This is a genomic window from Proteus sp. G3927, from assembly GCF_963894685.1.
Taxonomy (GTDB): domain Bacteria; phylum Pseudomonadota; class Gammaproteobacteria; order Enterobacterales; family Enterobacteriaceae; genus Proteus; species Proteus mirabilis.
In genome coordinates this window covers 292,218-313,991 of sequence record NZ_CAWQGX010000028.1, presented here as the reverse complement: position 1 = coordinate 313,991, position 21,774 = coordinate 292,218, and the positions used below count along the sequence as shown (strand labels likewise).

Below are 21,774 nucleotides of genomic sequence, written 5' to 3'. Positions count from 1 at the left end.
TCAACTCCTAAGTTTCTGATAAACTGTATTCAATGTAGCTGATTTACTCTTCTTTTGCCTGACGTCTGTCTGGTTTTCCAATTAAATATTGTTGACGAAAGTAACTAAAATGAGAAAAAAGCTGTTGTGACGCTAAATCATCGCCGACATTGGCTAAAATAGAAGCGGCAACTTCAGCGGTACAATGTTGCTCTTCTCTTGCTGCTTGACGGAGCATGTAGTCACATTTACTGGCTTCATTAATTGAAAACAGTGGTAATGCATCAAGGTAGGGGCTTTTACGAAACATTTTTCTCGCCTCTGTCCAAGTGCCGTCTAGTAAGATAAATAGCGGTGGCTTACTGTTTGCAGGTAACTGGTGATAAACTTTTCGCGAAGGAGAAGCATAGCTGTCTGGGAAGACGACATAAGCTTGTCGATGCGGATCATTAATTGCATCAAGTAAGGCTTTTTCAGGCTCGGTACGTGACCATAAAAAGGCAAGTGTATCGGGTAAAACATCGGCAATTAATTTTCCTGTATTACTTGGTTTCATCACTTCTGTATCGTACATCATTAAACAAAAACGGCTTTTCGCGGTTTGATGAATGATGGTGTCACACAGACACTGTTTTTCAGGTAATAAACAAAAAGTGCATCGTTTAACACGAAAGCCTCTGGCTTTATATGGGCGTGTAGAGATAGAAACTCGATATTGACGAAGTCGAGAAACCGCATTGTCATGCATAACAGAAAGACCACAATCATAAATAAAGGAATGAATATTACCATGATCCCCAAAGGTCTACTATCAGTTGTTTTTTATGAAAGTTTATTTACCGTATAGTGGTAGGATTATTATTATTTAATAAATTTTGGTGACTTATGAAGGTAACACAAATCCTTTTTTGTAATAATGAAAATAGTATTACAGATAATGAAATAAAAAACCTATTTAATATCTTTGATACTCAGGTCATTAATAATAGTAGAGTGGATGTTAATCTTGAGACTGCCAAAAATCAAATAAATAAACTCGCTAATGCAGTTAGGAATGGAAGCTCAAAAGATTTGGATTATTTAGTAAATATCATGTTTCATGATGATATAAAAATAAGCTTATATGCAACTAATCAGCTCTACTTAATTTATCCAAAATTAAACAACTCGATAAGAGAAGATATTAAAGAATTAGTCAAATTACTCTATGAAATAAAAATAAAAGAGGATCAAGAGTATTTTAAAGAACGACCTTTATTAAGTGCAATGGCTTGTGAGGAAGCGATTGCTAGACAAAAGGGAAAAGGGGAGAATGTTTTTATCTCAGCGGTTGATAATTATTTAAATATAAAATGTAATGATAGCGTATTGGCCAATAGTAATGAAAGCGTAAGTAATAATAATCGATATATATCTTCATCTGAATTAGAGTCTTGGGCGTCATTTCAACCCTATCAGTGTGATATTTGTTCCTATGAATCAATACTTAAAAAAATAGAAAATAGCCAAGGATCCGCGGAGTTAAAAAATTATGTGGTTTTAGTCAATAATAACCATTGGGTTGCGTTATTGACTTATAAAGATAGCTGTTTTTTATGTGATTCATTGCCCTCAAGCAAAAAAGATGAACGTCATAACTTATTAATTGAACTAGAAAAAAAAGGATTTAATACTATCAATATAGAATATAATCTACAAGAAAATGTACCTAATGGATGTGGTCTTTTGGCGCTTAATTATATTGATAGTTTACATAATGAATGGAATAAATTTAATCATGAAAAAGAAGATGATTTAATATCCACAATAGAAACAGTATTACAAAAAACAGGAAAAGACTTTCTAAACCTAAGTTGTGGTGAGCAAACCACATTTAATCATGATGTTAGGAAAAAATTGATTATGGATACACTTTTTTGTATTGTTAAATCTAATGATGAATGGCTATCTTAGTTATTGATATAAAAGCTATTTTTTATTAATAAAAAGCTAAATCTAATTTTATTTTTAAAGAGAGTGTTTTTTGATATAGGTTTATCTCTTACTCTGCGTGATTCTCTCGGTGACAGTTGCTAAACTATCATGTAATCTGCGCCCCTATTGCAGTTGGAGAGACTAATGAACGATTCTTATGAAGGTAAAAACGGCAAAGTAAAAGTGATGTATGTCCGCAGTGAGGACAGTGCCGATAATAAACCTAAAAAACCATCCCGCCGCCCTAATAATGCTCGTGGTGATACTGACCGTAGTCATCGTCGTGATGATAAACGCGGTGATAACAAATTTTCTCGTCGTGATGAACGTGGTGCAGGTAAGTCTTCAGGACGTAATCCATCACGCAGTGGATCAAGCTCCTCACGTGATAACAATAGTGAAGGTGGTAATTATTCTCCATGGAAAACGATTTCTCGTCCGGGAGATGAGCCATTAAAAGAGCATGATGGAATTACTGGTAAAAGCCAAATAGATCCCGAACAGCTTCGCCGTCAGCGTTTAGAAGAGACGCGTATCTATGGTGAAAATGCTTGTCAGGCTATGTTTAAAAACCGTCCAGAAGCCATTGTTCGAGCTTGGTTCTTACAAGAAGTAACACCTCGTTTTCGTGAAGCGTTAAAATGGATGGCGGCAAATCGTAAAGCTTACCATGTTGTTGAAGAAGAAGAGATGGTTAAAGCGGCGCGTACGGATCATCATGGTGGCGTTTGTTTCTTAATCAAAAAACGTGTTGGCCATGATGCACAAACCTATTTAAAAGATGCACCAACAAAAGATTGTGTCTTAGCGCTTGAAGATGTGGGTAATCCACATAATGTCGGTGCTATTATGCGTAGCTGTGCTCATTTTGGTGTGAAAGGCGTCATTTCTCCCGACTCATCAGTGCTAGAATCTGGTGCAGCAGTACGTACCGCAGAAGGTGGTGCCGAGTATATTCAAGGAATTGATGCTGATAATTTTGCTCAGACATTAGAGCAGTTTAAACAGGCTGGCTATACCTTAGTGACAACCTCAAGTCACAAAGGAAGTGTGCCACTAGCAAAAGCTCAATTACCTGAAAAAATGGTATTAATCTTAGGTCAAGAGAAGGATGGCTTAAGTGATAGCACGTTAAAACAAGGGGATATGAGCATTTACATTGGTGGTACAGGCCATATTGAAAGCTTAAATGTCTCTGTGGCTTCTGGCGTGTTATTGGCTGAATGGTGGCGTCAACATCACGGCTAATTATTTAATTGTTAGATGATTTAAAAATCCCGCTGAATAATGAACTGCAGTCAGTTCACCATGTTCAGCGGGATTTTTCTTTAATTAACTAATCAATTCATTAATGGTTATTTACCCGGTGAGAATGGCGGTTTAGCAAACCAAACAACCACCAGCATTAAAATGAATATTCCTGCCGCTAGCCAGAAAATTTCATTCGCTGAAATAATCAGACCTTGTTCAGTGATTGTTTTAGCTAAATAAGCCGAGGTTTGTTCATCAGAAAGCCCCAATTCTCTCATCTGTTGAAAAGCCAATTGTGCATCGGGATCGAGTGGATTAATTTTTTCAACAAAGGTTTCATGATGTAATGACTCCCTTTGTGTCCAAATGGTTGTCGTTAATGACGCGCCAATTGCACCCGCTAAGGTTCTTAAAAAATTAGATAAACTGGATGCCGAGGCCATTTTCTCCGGAGGTAATCCCGATAAGGTCATCGTGGTTAATGGCATAAAGAAACATGCTACACCTAAACCTTGCCAGAATTGTGGCCAAGCAACTGTGGCAAAATCCATTCCGGGTTCAAAAGTATAAGCTCGCCAATAAAAACATACCGCAAACATAATAAAGCTAAAGCTAATGATATAGCGTAAGTCGACTTTTCCACCAAATTTTCCGATGATTGGTGTAATGATCAGCGGTAATAAACCAACAGAGGCTGCAGCTAAACCCGCCCATGTTGCGGTATAACCAAAGACTTCTTGCAACAGGAGAGGGAGCAACACAATAGTACCGAAATAGATCATATAAGCGAGACTAAGGGTTAAACAACCAATAGTGAAATTGCGACTTTTAAACAGAGAAAGATCAATAACAGGGTGTTCGTCAGTTAACTCCCACACAATTAAGAAACTTAACGCCACTACAGCAATAATAGTAAGTACAATAATTTCAGTTGAATTAAACCAATCCAGCTCTTTACCTTGATCAAGCATGATCTGTAGTGCACCAACACCAACCACCAATAGTACGAGACCAATGGTATCTATTGGTTTAATTTCCGTTTTGGTTTCGCGACCCGATAATGTATTTGAGATGCACATAATAATTAACACACCAAAAGGTACGTTAATAAAGAAGATCCATCCCCAATGGTAATTATCACTGATATAGCCACCTAAAATAGGGCCTAAAATAGGGGCAACGACAATGGTAACCGACCATAACGCTAACGCCATATTGCGTTTTGCTGGTGGATAGTTATTCAATAGCAAACTTTGTGATAACGGAATTAAGGGGCCTGCGACTAAACCTTGAAGTACACGGAAAAAGATCAGCATTTCTAAACTTTGAGAAATACCACACAGCCATGATGTTAAGGCAAATAGTGCTGTTGACCACATAAAGAGGCGTACTTCACCAATACGTTTTGCCAGCCAGCCAGTAATAGGAATTGAGATAGCATTTGCAACACCAAATGAGGTAATAACCCAAGTGCCTTGAGAATTTGATGCACCTAAGTTACCCGCTATTGTCGGGATGGCTACGTTAGCGATTGTTGAATCGAGAACTTGCATAAAAGTGGCCAGCGCAAGTGCGATGGTCATTATAGCAAGTTTTCCTCCTTGTAAGGGTTCTTTAATCACCTTTACACCTCGCTTTATCATCCTGCATTTTGTTCAATGATTTCATTAATCAATGAATTGATTTCTGACATATCAATAGTGAGTGCATCAGTATGATAAGCCGGTGCTTGACGTTCGCTCTGTGATAATACTTTTCCATCAAGATTAACGGTATCCACAGTCACTTCAGTGGATAAACCGATACGTAGCGGTTTTTCTGCAACTTCTTTTTCATCAAGGGAAATACGTACCGGCAAGCGCTGAACTACTTTTATCCAGTTACCACTGGCATTTTGTGCCGGTAATAGTGAGAATGCACTGCCTGTTCCCATATCTAATCCCTGTACACGACCATGGTAAATAACTTTTTTACCATAAAAATCAGTGGTTATTTTCGCGGGCTGTCCGATACGCATATTGGCCAGTTGCGTCTCTTTAAAGTTAGCGTCTATCCACATACCTGTGACAGGTACGACGGCCATTAACGGTTTACCCGGTGCAACTTGTGCACCAACTTGAACGCTACGACGTGAGACATAACCTTCAGCAGGACTTAGTATTTTTGTTCGTTGTAAAGCTAGCCATGCATTACGCACTTCTGTTGCAGCTTGTAATACAGAAGGTTGTTGTGCAATAGGCGTGGTTAAGATAATGGCTTGATTAGCATTATATTGCTCTTTTGCTACATCTAATGCCGCTTTTGCCGTGGCAACAGCTTCTCTTGCATGTTGGAGTTCTTCTTTTCCAATGACATTTCGCTCGCCTAATACTTCTCTACGACGCAGATCATTTTGCAATTTTGCCAATTCAGTTTCACGTAAAACAATATTCGCTTTTAATTGACGACCATTGATGATTTGCTGATGCATTTGACGGACACTATTTGCTAAAGCGGTTTTTGCTTTATCTAATGCAAGTATTTCATCACTATCATCTAATTGGACTAGAGGTTCACCTGCTTTTACGTAGTCTGTATTGTCCACATAGACAGTCGTTACCGAGCCTGAAATTTGTGGCATAACCATAATTTGATTGCCTGTTACGTAGGCATTATCTGTGGTTTCATGATGTCTAAGAACCATAAACCAGTAAGCGGTATAAGCGAGCCCCGCGAGAATAAAGATAAAAGTCAGTAGCAATAAAACATTTCGGCGAGTTCGTTTTTTATTGCGAATGGGAGCCTGAGGTGGATTTTTTTCCTCATTTACACTCATTTAGAAGATCTCCATAAACCAGAAAAAAGCATTATATATGTTTCCAGAATAAAATCCGGAAACATATATATTGGGCTTATATTAGAATAATAATTAGCACGAAAGGCCAATTATAAATGTGAATGAATATATTTGTTTATCAATTCATGTTGTAAATGAGGTTGGCGGTATTTGGTCAGGATATCGCAATGCCTCTTGCTCTTAGGCTACGTTTACTAGATGTAATGGTATCTAGTAAACGGAGTCTACTTTCGCACAAATGAGTGGCGAGTAGTTCTACGGCTTTGTCCGTATCTCTCGAACGAAGTGCGACAAATATTTCACGATGCTCATCCCACGCTGGATTAGACGGCGCTCTATCAAGCCATCGTGCTCGCGAAAGCCTACGTAGGGCATCATTTATTCCTTCAATAATAAATGCGTTATTACAAAGGCTTGCCAACTCTCTATGGAATCGTGTTCCAGCATTTTCCATGCTCTCTTCTGGTGAATCTACCGTGGTTTCTTTAAGCAGGCGTTCCAAATTGTTCAACTGTTCTTCGGTGATCTGGCTGACTGAAAGTTTTAATGCTGCTACCTCCAGTATTTCTCGGTAAATACATAATTGTTCGATTTCATCGGCATCGATTGGTGCCACTAACCAACGTATACCATCACGACATATAAGTCCCTCTGATTCCAACTTTTGTAATGCGGCTCGAACGGGAGTTCTCGATGCGTTAAATTTCGCTTCAGCCCAGCGTTCAGTTAACCGTTCTCCTGGGCCTAGTTCCATGTTGAGTATCAGTTTTCTTAATTGTTTTTCAACCTCTAACACTTGGCTCATAACGGCAATACTCTCCTAAAAATTGACAGTAAAATAAATTATCTATATGGTATACCAACTTGGTATACCAGAAAAGAATATTTCTATGACTCAATTATATAACAGCTTTTGGCGTCGAAATCTGCTCGTTTGCTTTATTGGTTCTTTTTCAACTGTTTTTGCAATGACCTTGATGTTACCGTTCCTCCCCCTATATGTTGAAGAGCTTGGTGTTCAAGGTCACGCCGCCATTGTCCAATGGTCTGGCGTGGCATTCAGTGCAACGTTTATCACTGCTGGCTTAATTGCTCCAGTATGGGGAAAGCTCGGTGACAAATATGGACGTAAATCGATGCTCGTAAGAGCCAGTCTTGGTATGGCGGTGACCGTCTCACTTATGGGAATGGTAACAAATATTTGGCAACTTGTCGGTCTAAGGCTATTAGTTGGTTTGGCGGGAGGATACTCATCTGGAGCAACTATTCTTATTGCAGTACAAGCTCCAAGAGAGCGTGTTGCTTGGGCGTTGGGCATTGTTTCATGTGGTGTAATGGCGGGTAATCTTATTGGCCCTCTAGCTGGAGGGTGGTTACCTGACTTGTTCGGTATTCGAAACACGTTTTTCTGTGCCGGTGCACTGATCTTTTTATCTTTTATCATGACCCTTACGCTTATCCGTGAAGATACGCCGAAATACATAAATACTACGACAAAAATGCAAGTGAGTTGGTCGCAGTTACCTGCACGATTTGTGATAGTTAGCATGCTTTGCACGGGGTTGTTGCTGATGCTGGCCAATATGTCGATAGAACCTATTATTACAGTCTATGTGCGTACACTCGTTAATGATCCTGCTCAGATAACTAGGGTTGCAGGTTATGTCATGGCCGCTGCTGCCTTAGGTAGTATTATTTCAGCCTCTTGGCTTGGGAAATTAGCAGATAGGATAGGGCATTTGCGTATTATCACGCTGGCACTAGCTATAGCCGGTTTATTGCTGATCCCTCAGGCCTTTGTTACCTCTGGTTGGCAACTTATTATTTTACGTTTTCTTATGGGATTAGCATTGGGGGGATTGTTGCCTTGTATTGCGGCAGTAATACGTCATCACGTTCCAGAAGGAATGATAGGCAGTATCCTTGGCTATTCGGTCGCAGCCCAGTTTGCAGGTCAGTTCATCGGCCCGTTAATAGGTGGCGTTATTGGTGGTCATATAGGTATGCGCGCAGTTTTTCTGGCAACTAGTGTTGTCTTATTGTTGGGAGACGCTTGGAATTTTAAATTACATCGTAATTCAGTTATACGCTGATGAACTTCGTTCTTCTTCACCTGTATATTTCGGAGATTTTATGACAACACAATTCAACAATAACAATAATAATATCGATAAAAATAGTGCTCTGCTGGTAATGGATTTTCAGACGACCATTCTTAATAATTTCCTTCCACAAGATCGTGCTGAAGATGTTATTCGTAATACATCATCATTAATTTCCGCTACGCGTGCAGCAGGCATACCGATTATCTATGTTAGTGTTGAGTTTCGTGAGGGGTATCCTGAGGTTAGTCAAAACAACATAATTTTCTCATCGATTAAAGACAATGGAATATTAATCACCAATAGTGAAAGTTCCGCTATTCATGATGATATTTTTCCGCAGGAAAATGAAATCGTTATTATTAAACGTAGAGTGGGGGCTTTTTCATTTACTGAGCTTGAGATGGTTCTTCGTACACAAGGTATTGAAACCTTGATCCTTGCAGGAGTCACGACCAGTGGCGTGATTTTATCTACAGTTAGTCAGGCATTTGACCTAGATTATCGTCTAGTGATTGCAAGTGATTGTTGTGCCGATCCTGATCATGACACACATGTTTTTTTACTCGAGAAAATCTTGTCTCAACATGCTGTTGTAACCAGTTCATCTGAAATATCAAAATATTGGGTATAAATAGCCTAAGTAGCCAATGTTACATAGATCTTGTCGGTAGTATGATAGATTAAATATCAGACATGCATGATTGAGTGCAAGGGCTGGGGAATGTTGGCTTTTGGCACAGAGCGACCTGTCAGATTTATGTTAGCTCTGTGCCATAGCTAGTCAGGTCAAATCTGAGCTAATACAGATTAGATCAATAAGTTTATTGATGGTGATGGTTATTCCTGCTGATTATCCGCTAATGTATCAAGTTGTAATAATAATTTACGCATTAGGGTTTCTAGCTGTTTTTGTTCACCTTCATCTAATACCGACCAAATTTTCTTTAAACATTCGTGCTGTGGTGGTAATAAGCTATTTAAAAACTCTTCTCCAGCATCAGTTAAATGAAGATGTAGACAGCGACGGTCATTATGACTTTCACGACGCTCAATCCATCCTTGTTTTTTCTAATTCATCTGCAATACGAGTGGCATTTGTTCTTGATGAGCCTAACGCCGCACTCAATTCTGATGGTTGAATACTACGATTTTCCGTTGTATCTAAAATCATAAGTGCCATAAATAATGTCTCGTTAATGCCCTGAGACTTTAACATATTATTACGACTTTCAAGAAGTTTGCTCTGGACGTGCATAGACAGGCGAGTTAACAAAATTTCTTGGTAAGGAATATCTTTGTTAAGCGATTTCTGTTGTGTAGCGCGAGTGTTTAGTAGTTCTTCTGTTGGCGTAAATGAGCTTTCCATTTTTAGACACCTTGTTAGTTTCGATAATTAGGATAACGTTGTTATCAACATGTTAAATGGTATATTAAACACACAATTTAGCAATTTTTATTATTTATAGTCACTATGTTTTTTTGATTATGCTACCTGATTCATAAATTTTTTGAATGATAACATAAAAAAATCACTAGGTGCTTATCTATTTACAATAAGTTATAAAAATCAATTTATCCCTTATTTACTTATGAATAATAGTCTATTTAGGAAAAAATGGATCGATTTCTACGATAAAACACGTAATAAATTTATTTTACACTATAATGATTCTATTGTTAATAATACCACTTAGAAACTATGCCGTTTATGCTATATTGATATAATTGATATGTATTTCTTAATAAAGAATGAGATGATGATATACATAAATAGTAATCACGCTGTTAAAACATTTACGTTTTGTTCTGTTTAGAGGGGTATTGCTGACATAAAATACCCCTTTTGAGATAAGTTTTATGATTCAGATTGGATCACTGGATCATTTTTATAACCAAATAACCAAACCAGTAAACCTAATAAGCCAATGATTGCACCGGCACTGGAAACACCAATCCAGCCATATTGGTGATAAGCGTAACCCGATAATAAAGAGCCTAGGGCGCCCCCGATAAAATAGCTAGTCATATAAGCGGCAGTAAGCCGATTTCGGGCATCAGGTAAAATACGGTAGATAGTGCTTTGGTTAGTGACATGAACACCTTGAACGGCTAAATCTAATAAAACCACACCAATAATAAAACTAATCAGTCCAATCCATTGATAATAAGGGGCGATAACAATAAGTCCCCAACAAATGAAGAGAAGAATTAAACCTGAAGTAGTCGTTTTTTTACCTTTGCCTTTATCAACCCATACACCCGCTTTACCTGCCATTAGTGCTCCCGCAGCACCGACAAGTCCAAACAAGCCAATAACTGCATCGGAATAATTAAAGGGATCAGAAGCGAGTAAAAAAGCCATTGATGTCCACAGTAAACCAAAGTGGGCAAAGATAAGTGCACCAATCAGTGAGCGGGTACGTAATACTGGGGTCGTGGCAAACAATTTAAAAATAGAACCGAGCAGTTGAAAATAATTTAAATTTGTTTGGCTTTTATAGGTAGGTAAACAGCGCCATAGTGTAATAGCTAAAATAGCTAGAAAAACACTTGCTAGCCAGAAAATACCCTGCCAATTAGTAAAGGAAGCCATCAGCCCTGACGCTGTTCTTGCCAGTAAAATACCAAGTAAAAGCCCACTCATAATAGTACCTACCGCTTTTCCTCGTTGATGAGGTGCAGCAAGTGTAGCGGCAAAAGGAACCAGAATTTGGGCGACGACCGAGAACATACCTGATAGGGCAGTACCAATTAACATAAGCCAAATATTAGGTGCCATTGCCGTAATTAATAAGCCGCTCGCTGAAATCAGCGTCATGATAACAATCAGTGAACGACGTTCAAAAATATCGCCAAGGGGAACCAATAGCATTAAACCTAAGGCATAACTTAATTGTGCTGTAGTGACAATAAAACCAGCCAAAGTGGCAGAGATATGAAAATAATTTGCAATTGAATCAAGTAGCGGTTGTGCATAATAGTTACTTGCGACAACCATGCCAGTGGCAACGGCCATAAGTAAAATAAGGCCTTTACTAAGAGAGGTTTGTGGTGCTGTGTTTTCCATAATACTGATCACAAATTATTTGTAAGGTAAATGATAGTAACATGAGTCATTTTTTTGCGGAAAGAATTACTGTGATAGCAATGTTCAATCAATCGGGCATGAAAGTTTTTAATCTATTTTTATAATAGATTAATATTAAAAGTAAAATGTGATTTATTCTCAGCAGATAACCGCATATTTGCATCATTTATTATGCTAAATAGATAAATAGCCCCATTCCCTCACTGTTCTGATTAGACAAGTATTAATCCATATAGTAACCAATGTTATTAGTTAATTATATCATTAATATTAAATTATTTAGTTATTCTGTTTTAAATATAGCTCATTTTTAGTTTAGTTAACTTTTTTATGGTTTAGATCAAAAAAAGCTATGTAATGATAATAATTATCATTAACATGATTGTGTTGTTAAATGTATTTTTAGCTATTTATTTGCGTATTAATAACCATATAAAAGACACTATTATGAACTTTTTGTTAATTAAGCATGAGCCTCATTTTCAGGGAATGGGGGCCGTTTCATTTTCATCTCATGCGATTTTTTTATTACTCACTACACTTGCTTCGTTTAATAGCGTTGCTTCACAAAGCACAGAAAAAACATCACAAACTCAACAATCTGAAACTGTGGTGCTTGATCCTATTTATGTTTCCGGAAAATTAAATTCGAGTGTTGAAGCAGGAAGCACGGCTTTGACATTAAAAGATATCAATAGAATTCAGCCAAATAATATCGCTGAATTGGTAGATAAATTACCAGGGATTTCTTCATCTGGCTCGCCAAGACCTGGTGGGCAAACTTTAAATATTTGGGGAATGGGCAATTCGGAAGATGTGAAAATCACTCTTGATGGTACACCGAAGACGTTTGAAAAATATCGTCAAGGTTCCATATTTATCGATCCTGAATTAATTAAACGCCTTGATGTCGATAAAGGGCCACATAATATCACCCAAGGAAATGGAGGATTTGGTGGCTCCGTACGGATTGAAACGAAAGATCCGGATGACTTACTGTTACCTGATCAGCATATTGGTATGTTTTTAAAATATGGACATCATACTAATGATAGGCAAAATCGTTATAGTGGTGCGATATATGGCAAGTTAATGGATGGAACGGCTGACGGTCTATTTTATTTTAATCGTCGTAAAAGTGATGATTTACGTCGTCCTGATGGCACTAAATTTGGTTATTCACAATCAGATCAAGATTCGTTTTTAATTAAAACCAATGTCTATTTAACAGACGCACAAACATTAACTTTATCAGCATCAAGATCTGTCAGTGATGGCTGGACGCCTTGGGCTGCGAAGCGAGATGAACTGGCAAAACCGAGCCAATATGATGTTGATAAATATGGTTTTGATGGAGCGATGAAACGTAAGTTAGTTTATCGTGACCAAAAAGATGACACTGTGAGTGTGAAATGGAATATTCAGCCAATTGATTCTGACCTGATTAATTTCACATTGACTTATGGTTATTCAAATACCAAACAGAATGATAAACGCCCTGATAATGCGAGTTCTTATCTAAGTAGTAGTATGGGTAACCAAAGTTGGGTCAACTATAAAAATCATCAAATTGAAGTGAAAAATGAAAGTACCGTGATGCAAGGAGCTACCGAACATGTGATTTTAGTAGGAGCGCGTTGGCACCGTAATGATCGTAATGTGTTAATGTTTACGCGGGATAAAGCGAAAAATCCAAATTATAATTATGGCTATTATGCACCACCTTATATGCCAGAAGGGACGCAAACAACCACGAGTTTTTATCTTCAAGATTCAATTAGTTATCGAACACTAACCCTCACGCCTGGTGTGCGTTATGATATAGTGAAAAATCAAGGAGTAGGGAGTCGAGCGAAGGTTTATCAAGATCCTAATCCCTATTACGGTCATGATTATAGTGATGTAACTTATCGTGGCATTACACCTCATTTGGGTATTTTATGGAAAGCGAGCCCCAATATTAGATTTTTTGGTGATATAACTCATACATGGCGTGCGCCGTTAATTGATGAACAATATGAAGTGCAAGCCAGTATCTCTAGTTTGACAGGCACGAGTCGCCATTTAGATAAAGAGACCGTTACCGCAACACGGATTGGCGCCATTGTTGATTTTGAAAATGTTTTCCAACAAGAAGATCAGCTGCAACTTCGAAGTACATTTTTTGATACTCGTGGGAAAGATGAGATATTCCGTCGTCGCGGTGTCTATTGTGAAAGCGGAAAAGTAACCGGAAACAATGGGAGTTGTCCTCCTTCCCTTGGAAATTATCGCAATTTACCTGGCTACCATATTCAAGGTATGGAAATAGAGGCATTTTATGACAGTGCTAATCTCTTTGGTCGCTTAGCGTATTCGACAATGAAAGGTAAACGCGATCAATCTCCTCGTGATCCGTGGTTTGGACAAAAAACATGGATTGCAGAAATTCAACCGGATGCATTACATGCCACCCTTGGAATGAAAATCCCACAAATAAATATGGTTGCAGGGTGGACAGGGGACTTTATTGGCGCTCAACGTCGTTCACCGATGGATGCTGATCCGGCTGCTACTTATTGGTCATTACCAAAAAGTAAAGGCTATGCCATTCATGGACTATTCGCTAATTGGAAACCTGCTTTTATCGATAATACTGAGATACGTTTTACTGTCGCCAATTTATTTAACCGTGATTATTACCCTTATTTAGGTGAGTCGGTATCTGGTACTGGGCGAGATTATCGCTTTACTGTGGTTAAAAGTTTTTAGTTAGACAACAGGACAACAGCCATAAGATAAAAAAAGCAGAGCATATTAATAATGCTCTGCTTTGACGTTATTTAAGGATTATCACTATTAATTAGCCGCTTTACGCGCTTCTTCTACCCAGCCATCAAAGGTTTTTTGATGTGCTTTGATCCACGCGTTAGCATGACGTTCAATATCTGCTTGTGATTTTTGACCATTATGCATACGTAAGTTTTGGGCGTTGATATCAGCCACTGAAACTTTCATTATTTCAAATAACTTAGCAGCAGCAGGGTTGGCTTCGGCCCATTTTTTATTTGCTGCGATATGCATTGTACTCGGTGGGAAACCGTAGTTTTTACCGTTTGGTAAGGTTGTATCGGTTTTGTCATCTCCCGGTAATGAAGAGAAGGGAACTTGTAGCCAAACGACATCTTTACCCGGCTTTAATACATCACTTATCCAGTACGGTGTCCAAGTATAATAGAAGATAGGTTTACCTTCTTTGTAACGAGTAATGGTATCTGCCATCATTGCCGCATAGTTACCCTGATTATGGGTGACTGATTTCTCTAAATCATAGGCTTTTAAGTGATTATTAATAGCTTCTTCACAACCCCAGCCAGGGTTACAACCGGTTAAATCTGCTTTTCCATCACCATTGGCATCAAATAATTTGGCAATTTTCGGATCTTTAAATTGCTCTATATTAGTGATGTTATATTTTTCAGCCGTTTTTTTATCAATTAAATAACCTTGGGCTGCGTTAACCACATAATCACCTTTACGATAAAATGTGTTATCGCCACCAGCGGCTTCATATTGTGAGTTATGTAAAGGTACCCAACTAACCGCCATAAAAGTGGCATCACCATTAGCAATAGAAGAATAAGCTACGTTGTAGTCAACTTCTTTAATGGGTTGCACTGTGTAGCCGAGTTTTTCGAGTGCTTTATTGACAATGAGTGTCTGAAAAGTTTCTTCAGAAATAGTACTTTGTACCGGTTGAACCGAAACCCCTTTACCGGGTAAATCAGCAGCGGATAACTGAGTGCTTATCAGTGTGGCGGACAATACTGTTGCCCAGAGAACTGGATTACGCATAGTTTTTCCTTCTGTTGTGATGGGTAAGAGATAATAGTCGCAGTGTCGTGCTACTGTTATCTCTTATATTAATTGAATAAATATGTTTGATTGTTAGTTAATCTTATTGCCAGTATGAGTTATGCGGCTTTTTTACCAAACAGGCGGCAGATCAAACCAATCGGGCCTGTCATATACCAGCGTCTATTACCTTTCAGGCGACTATTTTGGCCTAAAGATTGAGTTAAGCGGTCAAGAATAATCGCGAGGATCACAATACCAGCACCACCTACAGCCGCTAATCCCATATCTAGGCGACCAATACCACGTAATACCATTTGACCTAAACCACCAACGGCTATCATTGATGCGATAACAACCATTGACAGTGCTAACATTAAGGTTTGGTTTACCCCAGCCATAATCGTTGGCATTGCCAGCGGTAATTGTACTTTAAACAACATTTGTCGAGGATTTGCCCCAAATGATTGAGCCGCCTCAATGAGATCTTCCGGTACTTGTTTGATACCTAAAATAGTTAATCGCACTATCGGTGGTAAGGCGAAAATAATCGTGACAACTACACCGGGTACGTTACCAATCCCGAATAACATCACGATAGGTACTAAGTAAACGAAAGCGGGGGTTGTTTGCATGGCATCTAAAAGTGGTCTGACAATTTTTGATGCTCTGTCACTATGTGCAAGCCATATCCCTAAGGGGAGACCAATAATCAGGCAGAATAGTAATGAGGTCAGCACTAATGCAAGGGTTATCATCGCTTCAGACCATGCACCAATAGCACCGATTAAGATCAGTGAAATAAAAGCACTTATTCCCATCACCTTACCTGAAAGTTGCCATGCAATCAGTGAAAATAAAATAATCGCAACAGGTGCAGGCATTGAGGTAAGAAAGTTTTCAAAGCCACCTAATACTAAATCGACTGGAACGCGTATCCCTTGGAAAATAGGACGAAAATGCAGCACAATCCAGTCAATACCATCCGTTACCCAAGAATCTAGTGGGATCAGTGTATGATTAAATGGATCCATAATATTAAAGTGGTCAGGTGTACTTTCTGTTGGCATGGCATCTAGCCAATCAGTACCAGAAGAGAGATCACTGCCGTCAGTGCCACTCCCTGTACCCCAAGGATCAGCATCAGCTCCACCGGTATCACCGCCAGCGCTACTACTCCAAGGGTCGGTATCAGTAGTGTTGCTATCCGTGGTTGCCCAAGGATCATTGTCTGTATCTGTGTTGTTATGCGTTTCTTGCGCTGAATTTTGTGTTGTATTGGCGTTTTCTGTTGCCGCTTCTTGAGTGTCCGCTTCCCAAGGATTGGCTTGGTTATTTGTCTTACTCATTTGGTGTCTCCTTATCCAGTGCTTGTAACAACATTCCTTTCGAAATTAAGCCGATATAACGGTTTTTTTCATCAATAACAGGGATCGCACAGGGAGATTGCGCAACAGTAGAAATCAGTTCATTTAATGGTGTATCACCATTAATCGCACAAGGTTCAGTTAAAATAGCGGATCCAATAGGTTGCTTCGCTTTTAATGCTTCTTCAAGAGAAGTGACAGAAACAATACCTGCAAATTTCCGTCCTCGCTCAATTAAATAACCAAAGTTTCTATCTTCATCTTCCAGTACTTTTAATGCTGAACGGGGACCAAAACCTGGCGCAATATGCAGTAGTGTTTCTGGGCGACGTTTAGCAATATCTTTAGCGCTAAATACATGACTGATATCAACGCCACGGAAGAAGGTACGTACATAATCATTGGCTGGGTTATTAAGAATTTCATCAGGGGTACCGATTTGTACCACCACACCGCCTTGCATAATCGCGATACGATCACCAATACGCATGGCTTCATCCAGATCATGAGAAATAAATACAATGGTGCGTTGTTTATCACCCTGTAAGCTTAATAACTCATCTTGCATTTCTGTTCGGATTAATGGGTCAAGTGCGGAGAATGCCTCATCCATTAATAAGATATCAGGATCATTGGCCAGTGCACGAGCAAGCCCAATACGTTGTCGCATCCCACCGGATAACTCATCCGGCCAAGATTGAGCATGAGAGCTTAAGTTAACTTGCTCTAATGCTGCCATGGCTTTTTCATAGCGCTCTTCTTTGCTAATGCCTGCAAGCTCCATACCAAATGCTGTATTATCGAGTACATTCATATGAGGCATTAAAGCGAATGATTGAAACACCATACTGATTTTTTTACGTCGAACTTGTCGTAAATCTTTATCAGACATGGTGGTGATGTTTTCACCATCAATAAGGACTTCGCCTTTAGTGGGATCTATCAGACGATTGAGAAGGCGCACTAATGTAGATTTACCAGAGCCTGATAATCCCATGATGACAAATATTTCGCCTTCTTCAATGGCCAGATTGGCATTTTGCACACCAACGGTTAACCCTGTTTTATCAAAGATTTGGTCTTTGTTCATACCAGATCCTAATAATTCAAAGGCACGTTTAGGGTGCTCACCAAATATTTTATATAGGTTTTTTACTTCGAGTTTAATTGCCATGCAATATCTATTTTCCTATTTAAATATGAAAGGAATAAATTAAATGTTAATAAATTAGTTTGTTGTTTTTCCTAAATTGAGATTTTTAGTAGGGGAATTACCCTATCATAATGAACAAGCCTGACAACCCTATGTTAATTATAATTAAACAAATAATTTTGTGATTTTTTTAGGTTTTTTTTGATGATTAATAATTAAATAAAGTAAAATTATAGAAAAGAAAGAAGTCAAGGAAATCATACTAACTGTATGAAATAACATTATTTTTATTCAGATGTTAATTTTAATTATCATCACAATAGAAATAACAACAAAATAAAAAAATGTAAAAAGATACTAATAAAATAAAAATAGAAAAAAATGCATTAACATTAAAAAATCTTATGTTTTTTGAGGGGTGATCTTAAGTTATCGATAACTAGTCATAAAAATCATTCGTAAAAAATTGATAATTCTGGTTAATGGGACGGTAAAAATTACACAATCAGGTTATTTTTCAAACAAATAAAAAGGCACTAAAAAATAAGTTTTATTTTTCAGTGCATTATATTAATTGATTAATTCATAATTAATATGAATGTATTCTGTTTTTTGCTGTAGAGGGTTAGCTAGAAATCCCAGTCATCATCTTCGGTATTGATCGTTTTACCAATAACATAAGAAGAGCCTGAGCCAGAAAAGAAATCATGATTTTCATTTGCATCTGGCGATAGTGATGAAAGTATTGCTGGACTAACATTAGTTATTTCATCTGGAAATAGTGCTTCATAACCTAAATTCATCAGCGCTTTATTCGCATTATAATGAAGGAATTTTTTTACATCTTCTGTCCAACCGACAGAGTCGTAGAGATCTTCTGTATATTTAACTTCATTATCATATAAATCTAATAATAATGAGAAAGCAAAGTCTTTAATATCTTGTTTCTCTAATGATGATTTATTTAATAACTGATTTTGGAATTTATAGCCAATATAATAACCATGCACAGCTTCGTCACGAATAATTAAACGAATTAAGTCGGCTGTATTGGTTAATTTCCCTCGACTTGACCAATACATTGGTAAATAAAATCCAGAATAGAATAAAAAAGACTCTAAAAATACACTGGCAATTTTTTTCTTTAATGGATCACTATCTTGATAATAACGCAGAATAATATCTGATTTCTTTTGCAAATAGGTATTTTCTTCACTCCAACGATAAGCATCATCAACATCTGTTGTTAAGCAGAGTGTCGAAAATATCGAGCTATAAGAGCGAGCATGTACCGCTTCCATAAAACAGATATTCGATAATACCGCCTCTTCATGAGGAGTCTGAGCATCAGGCATTAAGGTTGGTGCCCCGACCGTATTTTGTATCGTATCGAGCAGTGTAAGCCCTGTAAATACACGGATAGTCAACTGTTTTTCAGCTTGGGTTAAGGTATTCCATGAAGGTATATCATTAGAAAGTGGAATTTTTTCGGGTAACCAAAAATTCATGGTTAAACGGTTCCAAACTTCTAAATCTTTTTCGTCTTCAATACGATTCCAATTTATCGCATTAACACGACTTAAATAAGATGCAGACATAGTAACACTTTCCTTATCATTATTATTAAAGGGCGCATGAAACACAGCCTTTTATTTCTGTGCCGGCTAATGCTGTTTGTCTAATACGAATGTAATACAAGGTCTTTATACCTTTACGCCATGCATAAATTTGTGCTTTATTAACATCCCTTGTGGTTGCTTCATCAGAAAAGAATAATGTTAGCGACAATCCTTGGTCGATATGTTGTGATGCTTGGGCATAGGTATCGATAATTTTTTCTGCGCCAATTTCATAAGCATCTTGATAAAAATGACGGTTTTCATTGGTCATAAAAGGGGCGGGGTAATAAACCCGACCGATTTTACCTTCTTTTCTTATTTCAATCGGTGCCACAATGGGGTGAATACTCGATGTAGAGTGATTGATATAAGAGATTGATCCTGTTGGTGGTATTGCTTGTAAGTTTTGATTATAAATACCGTGAGTCATAATCGAGAGCTTAAGTTTTTGCCAATCTTCTTGGGTTGGAATATGAATATTGGATTGGCTAAATAGCTGGTGGACTTTTTGGGTTTTAGGTAACCACTGTTTTGATAAATATTTATCAAAATACTCCCCAGTGGCATATTTTGACTGTTCAAACCCTTTAAAGCGCTGTTTAGTCTCTATCGCTAATTGGTTAGAGGCTAAAAGGGCATAGTATGTTACGGTATAGAAATAGATATTGGTAAAATCAAGTCCTTCTTCTGAACCATAATAAATCCCTTCACGGGCTAAATAACCATGTAAGTTCATTTGCCCTAAGCCAATGGCATGAGATGCTTGGTTGCCTTTTTCAATAGAAGGTACAGATTCTATTTTAGTCATTTGTGCCACACTCGTCAGTGCTCTGATGGCAACATTTACGGTATGTGCAAAATCTGGTGAGTCCATCGCCATGGCGATATTCATTGATCCGAGATTACAGCTAATATCATGACCAATTTGTCGATAACTTAAATCAGGATTGTATTCACTGGCACTATTTACTTGTAAGATTTCTGAGCATAAATTGCTCATATTAATTCGGCCCGCAATCGGATTTGCGCGATTGACGGTATCTTCAAACATAATATAGGGATAACCTGATTCAAATTGAATTTCAGCTAAAGTTTGAAAAAATGCCCGTGCTTTAATTTTTTTCTTACGTATCTCTGCATTGTTGACCATTTCAGTATATTTTTCGCTAATACTGATTTCTGACATAGGAACGCCATATACTCGTTCTACATCATAAGGTGAAAATAGATACATATCTTCGTTGCGTTTAGCTAATTCAAAGGTGATGTCGGGAATAACGACACCTAATGAAAGCGTCTTAATACGTATTTTTTCATCAGCATTTTCTCGTTTTGTATCTAGAAAATGATAGATATCAGGATGATGAGCATGGAGATAAACCGCTCCAGCACCTTGTCTTGCGCCTAATTGATTGGCATATGAGAAGGCATCTTCAAGCATTTTCATTACCGGTACTACGCCAGACGATTGGTTTTCAATGCGTTTTATGGGGGCTCCTGCTTCTCGTAAATTAGTCAGTAAGAAAGCAACACCTCCGCCACGTTTCGACAATTGCAACGCAGAATTGACTGCTCGGCCAATGGACTCCATGTTGTCTTCGATACGTAATAAAAAACAAGAGACCAATTCGCCACGCTGTTTTTTTCCACAATTTAAGAAAGTAGGGGTTGCAGGCTGGAAACGGCCACTAATTATCTCATCGACAAGGTGAGTGGCGAGTTTGGTATTCCCCTGTGCTAGGGTTAAGGCAACCATACAAACACGATCTTCATAGCGTTCGAGATAACGCTCACCATCAAAGGTTTTTAAGGTGTAACTGGTGTAGTATTTAAATGCACCTAGGAACGATTGAAAGCGAAATTTTTTGCTATAGGCATGCTTAAAAAGCTGTTTGATAAACGGGAAATCGTACTGCTCTAATACTTGTGCTTCGTAGTAGTGTTGTTGCACCAGAAAATCGAGCTTTTCTTTTAGATCATGAAAAAACACCGTATTTTGATTAACGTGTTGACGAAAAAAATGGTGGGTGGCTAATTTGTCTTTATCAAACTGGATATTGCCTTGCTCATCATAGAGATTGAGCATGGCATTTAAGGCGTGATAATCGAGTTGTTCTATAGAATGGGTCATGTTTTTTATCTCATTCACTTTTTAGTCATTATTTGCTTGCTGACCAAAATGTGCTTAATCCGGTTTTTACACGTTTAACATCTTCAGGCGTACCAAGTAACTCAAAACGATAGAGAAAAGGGACTTGGCATTTTTGTGCAATAATGTCACCTGCTAAGCCGTAAGCAGAGCCAAAATTGGTATTTCCTGAAGCAATAACACCGCGTATTAATTGGCGATTTTCAGGGATATTTAAAAACTGGATCACCGCTTTAGGCACTGCGCCTTTAACGCCACCGCCACCATAAGTTGGGCAGAGCAACACAAAAGGTTGTGTGGCTTGTAGTGGTTCATCCTCTTTTATCCTTGTCGCTTGTAGATTAAGTTTTTGTACGAAGCGGTGACAATTTTCTGAGCGACTAGAGAAATAAATTAAAGGGGCAGTCGATTGCATAAGT

General features: G+C 38.1%; 16 protein-coding genes and 1 pseudogene. 5 read left to right on the top strand and 12 right to left on the bottom strand.

Going from position 1 to position 21,774, the window contains the following annotated elements; translation table 11 throughout:
• Positions 1-43: 43 nt before the first annotated feature.
• A complete protein-coding gene (locus AACV00_RS12715; RefSeq protein WP_004247414.1) occupies positions 44-727 on the bottom strand; it encodes a tRNA-uridine aminocarboxypropyltransferase in 684 nt (227 codons plus the stop codon).
• 137 nt (positions 728-864) lie between these two features.
• Here AACV00_RS12715 and AACV00_RS12710 point away from each other — a divergent pair, with 137 nt between their 5' ends.
• Complete coding sequence (locus tag AACV00_RS12710) at positions 865-1,932, top strand: hypothetical protein (protein WP_161680328.1); 1,068 nt, start codon at positions 865-867, stop codon at positions 1,930-1,932.
• A gap of 165 nt (positions 1,933-2,097) precedes the next feature.
• Positions 2,098-3,201 (top strand): tRNA/rRNA methyltransferase, encoded by a 1,104-nt coding sequence (locus AACV00_RS12705; protein ID WP_049210532.1) that lies wholly within the window; start codon positions 2,098-2,100, stop codon positions 3,199-3,201.
• A gap of 107 nt (positions 3,202-3,308) precedes the next feature.
• On the opposite strand, the gene emrB is transcribed toward AACV00_RS12705, so the two are convergent.
• The 3 genes from emrB to AACV00_RS12690 all read right to left on the bottom strand — a co-directional run bounded on the left by emrB (position 3,309) and on the right by AACV00_RS12690 (position 6,845).
• The gene (emrB, locus tag AACV00_RS12700; RefSeq protein WP_135091764.1) at positions 3,309-4,826 is read right to left on the bottom strand and encodes a multidrug efflux MFS transporter permease subunit EmrB; all 1,518 of its coding nucleotides are present in this window, start codon (positions 4,824-4,826) and stop codon (positions 3,309-3,311) included.
• A 17-nt stretch (positions 4,827-4,843) separates the two neighbouring features.
• Positions 4,844-6,019: a multidrug efflux MFS transporter periplasmic adaptor subunit EmrA gene (emrA, locus tag AACV00_RS12695; protein ID WP_004252255.1), complete on the bottom strand. Its 1,176-nt coding sequence runs from the start codon at positions 6,017-6,019 to the stop codon at positions 4,844-4,846.
• A gap of 175 nt (positions 6,020-6,194) precedes the next feature.
• Complete coding sequence (locus tag AACV00_RS12690) at positions 6,195-6,845, bottom strand: GntR family transcriptional regulator (protein WP_004247421.1); 651 nt, start codon at positions 6,843-6,845, stop codon at positions 6,195-6,197.
• Between the two features lie 85 nt (positions 6,846-6,930).
• Between AACV00_RS12690 and AACV00_RS12685 the strand changes: the two genes are divergently transcribed.
• Together AACV00_RS12685 and AACV00_RS12680 are read left to right on the top strand one after the other, a co-directional pair.
• Positions 6,931-8,133, top strand: a complete 1,203-nt coding sequence (locus AACV00_RS12685) for an MFS transporter (RefSeq protein WP_161680326.1) — start codon at positions 6,931-6,933, stop codon at positions 8,131-8,133.
• Positions 8,134-8,173: 40 nt separating this feature from the next.
• Positions 8,174-8,776, top strand: coding sequence for a cysteine hydrolase family protein (locus tag AACV00_RS12680; protein WP_004246084.1), 603 nt, complete (start codon positions 8,174-8,176; stop codon positions 8,774-8,776).
• A gap of 206 nt (positions 8,777-8,982) precedes the next feature.
• On the opposite strand, the pseudogene mprA reads toward AACV00_RS12680, so the two are convergent.
• Positions 8,983-9,511, bottom strand: a pseudogene (gene mprA, locus AACV00_RS12675) (transcriptional repressor MprA).
• A 489-nt stretch (positions 9,512-10,000) separates the two neighbouring features.
• A complete protein-coding gene (locus tag AACV00_RS12670; protein ID WP_026090528.1) occupies positions 10,001-11,212 on the bottom strand; it encodes an MFS transporter in 1,212 nt (403 codons plus the stop codon).
• Between the two features lie 378 nt (positions 11,213-11,590).
• Here AACV00_RS12670 and AACV00_RS12665 point away from each other — a divergent pair, with 378 nt between their 5' ends.
• Complete coding sequence (locus tag AACV00_RS12665) at positions 11,591-13,984, top strand: TonB-dependent hemoglobin/transferrin/lactoferrin family receptor (RefSeq protein ID WP_161680324.1); 2,394 nt, start codon at positions 11,591-11,593, stop codon at positions 13,982-13,984.
• Positions 13,985-14,071: 87 nt separating this feature from the next.
• Here the strand turns inward: AACV00_RS12665 and proX are convergent, their stop codons facing one another.
• From proX to nrdI, 6 genes are all read right to left on the bottom strand, one after another.
• Positions 14,072-15,067, bottom strand: a complete 996-nt coding sequence (proX, locus tag AACV00_RS12660; RefSeq protein ID WP_004247424.1) for a glycine betaine/L-proline ABC transporter substrate-binding protein ProX — start codon at positions 15,065-15,067, stop codon at positions 14,072-14,074.
• Positions 15,068-15,186: 119 nt separating this feature from the next.
• Positions 15,187-16,416, bottom strand: a complete 1,230-nt coding sequence (gene proW / locus AACV00_RS12655; protein WP_004246076.1) for a glycine betaine/L-proline ABC transporter permease ProW — start codon at positions 16,414-16,416, stop codon at positions 15,187-15,189.
• The gene (proV, locus tag AACV00_RS12650; protein WP_004246075.1) at positions 16,409-17,608 is read right to left on the bottom strand and encodes a glycine betaine/L-proline ABC transporter ATP-binding protein ProV; all 1,200 of its coding nucleotides are present in this window, start codon (positions 17,606-17,608) and stop codon (positions 16,409-16,411) included. Before proV ends, proW begins: the two co-directional genes overlap by 8 nt.
• Before the next feature lie 608 nt (positions 17,609-18,216).
• Positions 18,217-19,185: a class 1b ribonucleoside-diphosphate reductase subunit beta gene (nrdF, locus tag AACV00_RS12645; protein WP_004247427.1), complete on the bottom strand. Its 969-nt coding sequence runs from the start codon at positions 19,183-19,185 to the stop codon at positions 18,217-18,219.
• 25 nt (positions 19,186-19,210) lie between these two features.
• Positions 19,211-21,337: a class 1b ribonucleoside-diphosphate reductase subunit alpha gene (gene nrdE, locus AACV00_RS12640; protein ID WP_004252248.1), complete on the bottom strand. Its 2,127-nt coding sequence runs from the start codon at positions 21,335-21,337 to the stop codon at positions 19,211-19,213.
• A 28-nt stretch (positions 21,338-21,365) separates the two neighbouring features.
• Positions 21,366-21,770: a class Ib ribonucleoside-diphosphate reductase assembly flavoprotein NrdI gene (gene nrdI, locus AACV00_RS12635; RefSeq protein ID WP_004246072.1), complete on the bottom strand. Its 405-nt coding sequence runs from the start codon at positions 21,768-21,770 to the stop codon at positions 21,366-21,368.
• Positions 21,771-21,774: the final 4 nt, after the last annotated feature.